The 9,817-nt window shown below is 35.5% G+C and carries 11 protein-coding genes; 9 read left to right on the top strand and 2 right to left on the bottom strand.

Features of this window, described 5'->3' with window-relative positions:
- On the top strand, nucleotides 1–309 hold a 309-nt coding region (locus tag ACJML3_RS08475), incomplete at its 5' end, for a hypothetical protein (RefSeq protein WP_406022329.1).
- A gap of 17 nt (nucleotides 310–326) precedes the next feature.
- Here ACJML3_RS08475 and ACJML3_RS08470 read toward each other — a convergent pair.
- Nucleotides 327–1,259 carry a YihY family inner membrane protein gene (locus tag ACJML3_RS08470; protein ID WP_219937142.1) on the bottom strand — a complete coding sequence of 311 codons (933 nt, stop codon included), beginning with the start codon at nucleotides 1,257–1,259 and terminating at the stop codon, nucleotides 327–329.
- A 206-nt stretch (nucleotides 1,260–1,465) separates the two neighbouring features.
- Here ACJML3_RS08470 and typA point away from each other — a divergent pair, with 206 nt between their 5' ends.
- Entirely contained in the window at nucleotides 1,466–3,301 is a 1,836-nt protein-coding gene (typA, locus tag ACJML3_RS08465; protein ID WP_288135821.1) for a translational GTPase TypA, read from the top strand.
- Nucleotides 3,302–3,371: 70 nt separating this feature from the next.
- Here typA and ACJML3_RS08460 read toward each other — a convergent pair whose 3' ends face one another.
- The gene (locus ACJML3_RS08460; protein ID WP_406022326.1) at nucleotides 3,372–4,025 is read right to left on the bottom strand and encodes an MmcQ/YjbR family DNA-binding protein; all 654 of its coding nucleotides are present in this window, start codon (nucleotides 4,023–4,025) and stop codon (nucleotides 3,372–3,374) included.
- 234 nt (nucleotides 4,026–4,259) lie between these two features.
- Between ACJML3_RS08460 and glnL the strand changes: the two genes are divergently transcribed.
- From glnL to ACJML3_RS08425, 7 genes are all read left to right on the top strand, one after another.
- Nucleotides 4,260–5,360, top strand: a complete 1,101-nt coding sequence (gene glnL / locus ACJML3_RS08455) for a nitrogen regulation protein NR(II) (protein WP_406022324.1) — start codon at nucleotides 4,260–4,262, stop codon at nucleotides 5,358–5,360.
- Nucleotides 5,357–6,796: a sigma 54-interacting transcriptional regulator gene (locus ACJML3_RS08450; protein WP_406022322.1), complete on the top strand. Its 1,440-nt coding sequence runs from the start codon at nucleotides 5,357–5,359 to the stop codon at nucleotides 6,794–6,796. Before glnL ends, ACJML3_RS08450 begins: the two co-directional genes overlap by 4 nt.
- 206 nt (nucleotides 6,797–7,002) lie before the next feature.
- Entirely contained in the window at nucleotides 7,003–7,617 is a 615-nt protein-coding gene (locus ACJML3_RS08445; RefSeq protein WP_406022320.1) for a DUF3334 family protein, read from the top strand.
- An 18-nt stretch (nucleotides 7,618–7,635) separates the two neighbouring features.
- On the top strand, nucleotides 7,636–8,268 hold the full coding sequence (gene yihA / locus ACJML3_RS08440) for a ribosome biogenesis GTP-binding protein YihA/YsxC (protein ID WP_406022333.1): 633 nt from the start codon (nucleotides 7,636–7,638) through the stop codon (nucleotides 8,266–8,268).
- A gap of 34 nt (nucleotides 8,269–8,302) precedes the next feature.
- Nucleotides 8,303–8,923, top strand: a complete 621-nt coding sequence (gene gmk / locus ACJML3_RS08435) for a guanylate kinase (RefSeq protein WP_406022331.1) — start codon at nucleotides 8,303–8,305, stop codon at nucleotides 8,921–8,923.
- A gap of 357 nt (nucleotides 8,924–9,280) precedes the next feature.
- A complete protein-coding gene (gene rpoZ / locus ACJML3_RS08430; RefSeq protein WP_219937158.1) occupies nucleotides 9,281–9,565 on the top strand; it encodes a DNA-directed RNA polymerase subunit omega in 285 nt (94 codons plus the stop codon).
- Nucleotides 9,566–9,577: 12 nt separating this feature from the next.
- Nucleotides 9,578–9,817, top strand: a 240-nt coding sequence (locus ACJML3_RS08425; protein ID WP_406022317.1) for a hypothetical protein, incomplete at its 3' end; no start/stop codon positions are given.

Here is a 9,817-nt window from a genome sequence, read left to right as displayed (position 1 = left end):
AAAGCTCTAAAAAGAGATGAGATCAGAACAGGACTAGTGCTCCTACCTAAGCAAAAAGAAGAAGAGATAGAAGAAAAGGCTACACAAGAAAAGCAAAGAGAAAGCTTTATTGAAAAACCATCAAGCACAGTAGTTGAAGATAACGTGCAACTAAGCGAAGATAATGTCAGCACTAATGCAATGATAAATACTGATGAAACAGCAAATATAGAGAAACAACAAGAGACTGAAACAGTTTCAGTAAACAATGAAAAATCTTTGAAAGAAAAACAGGAATTAGATGCTTTTGAAAAAGAACTGTTGCAGTAAAAACTGCAACAGTGTTATTAGCGTTTCGTATCTGAACTTGAAACCTTAATCTTGATAGAAGGTTTTTTATTTGGAGATGACAGTTCATCAGAACCTAATGTTGAGCCAGTTACATTAGCAAGATAAACCATAAAACTTGGAACATTCTCTGACATACCTGTTCTTACTACACCAAGAGATGCAGTAAATTCAGCGCCTAATAAAACAATCCACCAGCTTATATATATCCAAACAAACAAAACAGGAATGATGGCTATTGCACCATATATTGCCTCGTAGTTTGAAAAATTAAGAACAAATACAGAGAACAGTTTCTTAGAAACTTCAAAGACCACAGTAACAAATACTGCACCTAATAAAGCATCCTGAAGTTTAACTCTAACTCTTGGAACAATTACATAAATTGCAGTTAGAACAGCACATTCAATAATAATAGGAAAAATAAAATATACCAGCATAAGTGGTATTCCAATAGACCCTTTATTTGTGCTGAAGGCATATCCCATTACCTTTGTAAAAATCCAAATGATAATGCCAAGAGCAATAGGACCTAATGTCAGCATGGTCCAGTATATTGCAATCATGGTACCTAATTTTCTTCTGCCTCCACGCCAGATCCTATTAAGGCACTGATCAATTGATCGAACCAGTAGCAGAGAAATAACGAAGAATGCAACTGTACTTGTTGCTGTCAGCTTGCCTGAATGCTCAATAAATGTTCCTACATAGTTGCTCAGTGATTCGGCAAATACAGGCATGAAATTTGTTGTTGCAAAAGATTTGAGAGATTCGCGGAATTCCTCAAATGAAGGAAAAACAGCGAAAACATAAAAAATGACTGAAATTGCAGGAATTAGGGCAAGAATTGAAGTAAAAGACAGTGCTGATGCCTCAAGACCAATAGAATCCCTTCTTACACGATTAAAAAAATATAAATATAACTCTTTCACAACAAATCCTATTTGATAGTTTTTTCTTTTTAAATTATACAGTTTTAGATTTTTTTTACATTTAAAAATCTCCAAAAAACAAAATTGAAAAGTTTTTTCAATTCTTTTTTTTCAAAAAATGTAAGATAGGTCAAAAATACGGTAAAATACGCCCACGATTTTTTATCAATCCTAAATTCAGGATTCAAATTTACAGGTTTTTAAATATGGATGTTCAGAAAATCCGTAACATTGCCATTATTGCGCATGTTGACCATGGTAAAACTACTCTAGTAGATAAATTATTACGCCAGTCTGGTACTCTTGATCGTAATGAGATAGGTCAGGAACGTATCATGGACTCTAACGATATTGAAAAAGAGCGTGGTATTACTATTCTTTCAAAGAATACCGCAATCAACTGGAACGACTATCGTATCAATATCGTAGATACCCCAGGCCACGCTGACTTCGGTGGTGAGGTTGAGCGTGTTATGTCAATGGTGGACTCAGTTCTTCTGTTAGTTGATGCAGTTGACGGTCCTATGCCACAGACAAGATTCGTTACACAAAAAGCCTTTGCTGCAGGTTTAAAGCCAATTGTTGTTATCAACAAGTGCGACCGTGAAGGTGCTCGCCCAGATTGGGTTATCGATCAGGTTTTTGATCTTTTTGATAATCTTGGTGCAACAGATGAGCAGTTAGATTTCCCTGTAGTATATGCTTCAGCATTCCAGGGTTGGGCTACATTGGATTTAGCAAATCACGGCGATAACATGGAGCCTTTATTCCAGACCATCGTTGACAGAGTATCTCCTCCTGAAGCTGATTTAAACGGCCCTTTCCAGATGCAGATCTCTTCACTTGATTACAACTCATTCGTAGGTGTTATCGGTGTTGGTCGTGTAAAGCGTGGTGTTGCCAAGGCAAATTCACAGGTTACTATCATTGATAGAGATGGTAATACAAGAACTGGCAAAATCGGTCAGGTTCTAGGTTACCTAGGATTACGCAGAGCTCCTGTTGAATCAGCAGAAGCTGGCGATATCATTGCAGTTACCGGTCTTGGTGAATTAAAGATTTCAGATACTATCTGTGATAATTCAAAGGTTGAAGCATTACCTGCACTGTCAGTTGATGAGCCAACAGTATCAATGAACTTCTGTGTTAACACTTCACCTTTTGCAGGCCGTGAAGGTAAGTTTATTACATCAAGAAATATTGAAGAAAGATTACGTCAGGAGCTTGTTCACAACGTGGCTTTACGCGTTGAAACAACAGAAGATACCGATCGCTTCAAGGTTTCTGGCCGTGGTGAGTTACACTTATCAGTTCTTATCGAAGAAATGCGTCGTGAAGGATATGAATTAGGCGTTTCAAGACCAGAAGTTATTCTTCACAAGGTAGACGGCAAGACAATGGAACCTTATGAGGTTTTAACCTTAGATCTTCAAGAAGAGCACCAAGGTCCTGTTATGGAAGAACTTGGTATCCGAAAAGGTGATCTGAAGAATATGGTTCCAGATGGCAAGGGTCGTGTAAGACTAGACTACAGAATTCCTGCTCGTGGTCTTATCGGCTTCCAGTCTTTATATATGACTTTAACCTCAGGAACAGGCCTAATGTACCACACATTCGATTCTTATGATGAGTATGTTGGTGGAACAATTGGTGAGAGACAGAATGGTGTTCTTATCTCTAACGATACAGGTAAAACCGTTCCTTACGCTTTATGGTTCTTACAGGAGCGTGGACGTCTGTTCGTAGATCCAGGTGAGGAAGTGTACGAGGGTGAGGTTATCGGTCTACATGTAAGATCTAACGATCTGACAGTTAACCCATTAAAGACAAAGAAATTAACCAACGTTCGTGCTGCAGGTTCTGATGACAACATCATCTTAACTCCTGCTGTTCATATGACTCTTGAGCAGTCACTTGAATTTATCAACGAAGACGAGTTAGTTGAAGTTACACCTAAGAGCATTCGTATCAGAAAGAAGAACCTTTCTGAGCTCGATCGTGTACGTGCATTCCGTGCAGCTGGTGGAAAGAAGGACGAATAATTCCCTTTCCCTATCTTAATAGAAACCGCTTAACAGCGGTTTCTTTATTTCTATAAAGTGTTTTTCTTAATTATTTACTCAAACCGTTTAAACGATAGCTTTCATCAATAAAAGCAAAAATTGTTTCAAGAGTGCATCCTTCATTTAATACTATTGAAAGCCAGTTTTTCTTGTTCATGTGATAGCCAGGAAAATAAAGTTTTTTATCAACAATTGAATCAATCTTTTCTGGATCAACTCTTACATTGAGAACTTCCATTTTTCCAACACCTTTACCGGTAAGTGTTTTTCTATTACATATTAGTAAAGCTGCAAACCATTTTTTGTTATCTTCGCGTCTGAAAATACCTTCATCAGAATTGAATTTCTCTTTCCACATACATTCTATTGGTACACCGTACTTTTGATTGATATATTCAATTATTTTCTGCCACTGTAATAAAAACAGATCAGATATGGCGCAACTGTTTTTTATAGAATCCTCAAGTTTATATATTTCATTTCTTAAAGACTGAATATATTCACCTTTAGCCTTTGGAGAAAGATGAAGTCTGAACTCTTCATTTGTTAATGAATCTAAAACTGTTACTGAAATATTTTCTTCTCTATCTAGCCTTGCAATAAGGATAAGATCTAAACTTTCAATACTTTTCTTGAATATAAATTCATCATTGTTTTTTTCAAATCCAAAGGAAATAAGAGAACTTTCTTTATACTTTTTCATTTTGCAACTTTAAAATATGATTTTTGAGCACCATTATTGATCTATTATTTATCCAAACAAAAAAAATTTATACATAAAATTACATATTAATTTCATTATTTAATTGAATATTAAGCATTTTTAGTAAAAATAACCATAAAAAGCAGTTTTATGTATTGCACTTAATTTGTGCACTGAATTAAAATAGGTCAAAAATGTTGCACAATAAGTTACATTTAGAATAGACGGTGACTTATGCTAGACAAAGAATATACAAACTTGCTTGAGAGCTTGGCAACGGCAGTTATTGTAACTGACGTAAAGCTTAACATTGTCTACGCAAATATGGCTGCCGAACAGTTATGTGGAATATCAAGACACAGACTGGTTGCACAGCATAATATTGTTGATTTTATCGATAAAAAAGAAACAGCCGTTATCAATACATTCAAGGAAACAGATTACAGTGATGGTTTCCAGGGCTTTTCTGCAGCAGGAGTAAAGTTCACTGCATATCCTGGTGTCTCTTCTAAAGCTGATATTGCTGTTTATCAGTACAACAGTATTAACTTTAAAGGTCTTCTCATTGAGATTCATACCATTGCAAGACAAGAAAAGCTTATCAATCAGATTCAGCAGAATTATCAGTACAGTGCAGCCAGAGATCTGATTCGTTCACTTGCACACGAGATTAAAAATCCATTAGGTGGAATCAGAGGTGCAGCTCAGTTACTTGAAATGTCCTTTTCAAGTGTTGATGGTATTAAAGAATATACAAATGTAATTATTGAGCAGACTGACAGATTAAAAGAACTGGTAAATAATCTTTTAGGACCTCAAAAACCAAACCCTCTTGAGAAAGTAAACATTCACTATCTCATTGAAAAAGTTTTAAAACTTATTTCAATGCAGCAAGATAGCAAAGAAATTAAAATAATAAGAGACTATGATCCTAGTCTTCCTGAGCTTTCCCTAGATATCAACAGTGTTGAACAGGTTTTAATCAACATCGTAAACAATGCTGTACAGGCTCTTAATGAAGTTCATACAGAAAATCCATATATTCTGATTAAAACAAGAGCTAGCACAAGAACAATTATCAGAGATAAAAAACATCCAACATCTCTTAATGTAATCATTGAAAATAACGGACCTAAAATACCGGAAAAAATTCTGCAGACAGTTTTTTATCCTATGGTTACCACCAAAACAAACGGAAACGGTCTGGGGTTATCAATAGCTTTAAATATTATTGAGCGTCACAATGGAACAATTGAATGCAACAGTGACGATCAGAAAACATCTTTTAAGATTATTCTTCCATATACAAAAGAAGACACTGGAGAAAAACTATGAATCCAATGATCTGGGTCATCGATGATGATACAAGTATCCGATTTGTATTTGACAAAGCTTTGGATGCAAACAAAATCACTCATCGACTATTTGAGAATGCAGAAGCTGCACTAGATGCAATCAAAAAAGAAACACCTGATGTAATTATTTCAGATATAAGAATGCCAGGTATGGATGGTCTTTCTTTGATAAAAAGAATACATGAAATTGATGAAAATATTCCTTTCATCATTATGACTGCTCATTCTGATCTATCTTCAGCTATCGATGCATATGATGAAGGTTCTTTTGAGTATCTGCCAAAACCATTTGATATTGATCAGGCTATCAGTGTAATCAGAAGAGCTGCAGTTCACAGAGTAAACATGCTTCAGATGCTAGATCAAAAAGCACAGCAGGCTGTTGCTCCTATTACTGAACCTACCCATGAGGAAACAGAAATAATTGGTAAATCTCCTGCAATGCAAGAGGTATTCAAATTTATTGGTCGTATATCAAAAACAGATTTACCTGTTTTGATTCATGGTGAAGTTGGAACTGGTAGAAGTCAGGTTGCAAAAGCACTGCATAACCACGGTTCAAGAAAAAACAATAAATTTGTATCAATCAATATGTCTTCTGTTGCACAGGAAATGGTTAAATATGAACTGTTTGGTGACGCATCTAAAGATATAAATGAATGTGCTATTGTGAAAGCCGATGGAGGCACACTATTTATCAGTGAAATTGGCGATATGCCTATTGAATGTCAGAATAGACTTCTACAGCTTATACAGCATCAGGAATATACACCTATCGGTTCAACTGAGCAGAAACATGCAAATGTTCGTATTATTGCATCAACATCTCATGATCTTGAGCATATGGTAGAGACTGGTGCATTCAATTCAGATCTTTACTACAGACTGAATATTATAAATATCAACATTCCTCCTTTAAGAGATAGAAACAACGATATTCCAATGCTTGCAAAGCACTTTTTAGCTCAGAGCGCTGTTGATGGTCATACAGAGCCTAAGAAACTTACATCTGAAGTATTGGTTTTCCTTTGCAGACTCCCATGGCCTGGTAATGTAAGACAGCTGAAGAATCTTTGTAAGTACCTTACTATCATGGTAACAGGAAGAGATATTCAGCTTGTTGATCTTCCATCTGAATTCTTACATGCAAATTCAAATCAGAATAAGTTAAACAATCAAGCTAATGTTCAGAATAAGGAAAATGCAACTTGGCAGGATTTACTCAGAGTATGGGTAAATACAAAATTAAAGTCAGGAGAGCATGATATTCTTAACGAAGCTGTACCTGAATTTGAAAGGATCATGCTTGAGGCAACCTTAAACTTTACCGGTAATCACAAGCAAGAATCAGCAAAACTTCTTGGATGGGGAAGAAACACCCTTACAAGAAAAATCAAAGAACTCAATATCAATTAGTTATTAAAACTAATACCACAAAAACCGAAAGGAGCAATAATTCCTTTCGGTTTTGTCTTTTGGAATCTTGGCAAGTGGTTTTAATTTCCAAGTATTCGTCATCTGTAAAATTGCTTAATTTATATCAAAGTCACAAAAGCAATATGAAATTACGGAAATTATCTGATTTGTCACCTAAGATAAAAAATGTAACTTATGGAGGCCCTATGTCAGAAACACATATTAAGTCAATTGATAGTAACGACATGATCCTTACATTATGTCAAAGTGTGTCAAATGTAATTACCACAGCTACAGGTTGTAAAACAAATTACGCACCTCTTATTCAGAAAATTACCAAAACAATTCTCTCACCTGATATCGGTACCTTTGTCATGTTCACAGGATCTTTTTCAGGTATGGTTGTATTGAACTTTCCTAAAGAAACTGCAATGGAAATTTATACCAAGTACATGAAAAACATGGGTATGAAAGATGATGAAATTGCAAAAAACTATACACAAGAAGAGGTAAGTAATACTTTAGGCGAGCTTATGAACCAGATCCTTGGAAACTTTACTAGAATAATTAGTGAAGATTTGCATATAAGGATCGACCAATCACAGCCAAAAATGCTAGTATTACCACGTGAAGTTCAGATTAGCATTTCTGTTAATCTTGATAATCCAAAATACGGCAAAGTAACCTTCAATACAGAAGGGGGCAATGTCTTTTACGTGGAACTTGCCATGGATGACACCAGTTTTGTTGCACTCAAAGGATTTGAGAGCAGAACAGAACTTTCTCCTGATGACATCCTTGAGCAATACAAGCAAGTATAATTGTTCATGAGCGATATTATCCAAACAGAAAAACTTGATTTTAGAAAGACAAAATTTGTAACTTCAGCACCAGATATTAAGGCACTTCCAAGGGGCAATGGTGCTGAAATTGCTATTATTGGCAGATCTAATTCAGGTAAATCATCTTCTATCAACGCTATATGCGATCAAAAAACTCTAGCAAAAACATCAAGAACTCCAGGTAGAACAAGACTCATCAACCTGTTTGAAGTGGCTAAGGGAAAGGTATTAGTTGACCTTCCAGGTTATGGTTATGCTCAGGTTCCTGAGAATATGAAAAGACAATGGCAAAAGGCGATGAGTGACTATCTTCAGAAGAGAGATTGCCTTGGTGGTCTTGTCCTGACAATGGATATTCGTACACCTCTTCGTGACCACGACAGAATGATTATTGACTGGTCTATTGCCGCAAATCTTCCATGTCTTATTCTTTTAACTAAAGCAGACAAATTCGGAATCAACAAAAGAAGAGAGATAATTGGTGAAGTAAAAACTGCTCTTAGCGAGTTTGGTGGTAACTTTACAATTATCGCATTTTCAGCTCTTAAGAAGATCGGTATTGATGAAGCAAGAGCAGTTTTAAACAACTGGTTCTCTATGATGCATACCGATGACAGTGACGAAGAGTAGTATATAATTACTTAATAGATTTTTTCGATATTAGATTATTATGGCTAAAGGTACCCTATACATTGTTTCAGCCCCATCAGGTGCTGGAAAATCATCTTTGATTGATGCAATTTTAAAGAGATTCAATGCTGATGATTCTCTTCGTCTATCTGTATCACATACAACAAGAGCTCCTCGTGGTGAAGAAGTTGATCATGTCAGCTACCACTTCGTAACAAAAGAAGAATTTGAAGCTCTTATTGAGAGAAACGCCTTTTACGAATATGCAAAGGTATTTGATAACTACTATGGAACTTCAAGAGAAATTGTTGAACAGTGGCTTGAAGAAGGTAAAGATGTATTTTTAGACATCGATTGGCAGGGAGCTAGACAAATAAGAGAACAGACTCCTGGTGCTAAAGGCATTTTCATTATTCCTCCATCTTTAGAAGAATTAGAAAACAGATTAAGAAAAAGAGGAACCGATGCAGAAGAAGTTATCGTAAAGAGAATGAACAAAGCTATCAGCGAAATATCTCATTATAACGAGTATGACTATGTCATCATAAATGATGATTTTGAGCAGAGCGTTTTAAACCTCAGATCTATTATCCTTGCAAACAGATCATCAACAAAAAATTTAGAGCAAGAAGTAAAAGCTAAGTTTCAGCTTTAAATAAAAATATTCGGTTATAAATAAAGAGGAACTATACTCTTTATTTATATAGAAAAACAATCTATTCCCAAATTAGACCGATTATATGCTGTTTTTCTTATTTTTATTGAGCTTTACTCTATGCATTCTTATATGTATAATGCATGTACTTTTTTACTTCAGTCATAAATTCCATATGTATTTTTGTTCATAAACTTAACGGTTTAGGGATTTTTATACCTTTGGATTTTGACTTTTTTATGAAAAATTTGTAATTAATCTAAGTTAATAGATAGATTTTTCACTAATTTTTTCTTTTAGGGTGTAAAATCAAAGTAACCCTAAAGAGAACAACCTTATAGTAGAAGGTAAATATAAATGGCAAGAGTTACCGTAGAAGACGCAGTAGCAAAAGTTGGTAATCGTTTTGATTTAGTATTACTAGCAGCTCGTCGTGCACGTCAGATCTCATCTGGAAGCAATCCTTTAGTAGAAGAGGATAAGGATAAGCCAACCGTTATTGCTTTACGTGAGATTGAAGAAGGTTTAATTACCAAAGAATTCTTAGATAAACAGGATAGAAAAGAACATCTTCGTGATGCTTCTATTCAGCCTGCAGATAATGAATTCGCTCCTATTGATGGCGCTGAGATGTTCGGCTAATTAGGAGTTTCTATGGGAGAGGAGCACACACTCATACCAAAATGTGAGAACATGCCTCCACTAGAGCAGGCACTATCCTCTCCTAACTTTCCTTTTTATGCTCACCTAAGAGATATTGTCTGCCAATATCTGCCAAAAGACTGTGTCGAAACAATCGACAGAACCTTCTTTGTTGCTGATTTTGCTCATAAAGAACAGAAAAGAGCTTCAGGCGAACCTTATATTATCCATCCTATTGCTGTAGCAACTGTT

It is taken from the genome of Succinivibrio sp. (assembly GCF_045124615.1).
Lineage (GTDB): Bacteria > Pseudomonadota > Gammaproteobacteria > Enterobacterales > Succinivibrionaceae > Succinivibrio > Succinivibrio faecicola.
This window is presented reverse-complemented; position numbering and strand designations above follow the sequence as displayed.

Coding starts and splice junctions, on each gene's coding strand:
- typA (WP_288135821.1), top strand. CDS start 1,466: ATGGATGTTCAGAAAATCCGTAACATTGCCATTATTGCGCATGTTGAC.
- ACJML3_RS08460 (WP_406022326.1), bottom strand. CDS start 4,025: ATGAAAAAGTATAAAGAAAGTTCTCTTATTTCCTTTGGATTTGAAAAA.
- glnL (WP_406022324.1), top strand. CDS start 4,260: ATGCTAGACAAAGAATATACAAACTTGCTTGAGAGCTTGGCAACGGCA.
- ACJML3_RS08450 (WP_406022322.1), top strand. CDS start 5,357: ATGAATCCAATGATCTGGGTCATCGATGATGATACAAGTATCCGATTT.
- ACJML3_RS08445 (WP_406022320.1), top strand. CDS start 7,003: ATGTCAGAAACACATATTAAGTCAATTGATAGTAACGACATGATCCTT.
- rpoZ (WP_219937158.1), top strand. CDS start 9,281: ATGGCAAGAGTTACCGTAGAAGACGCAGTAGCAAAAGTTGGTAATCGT.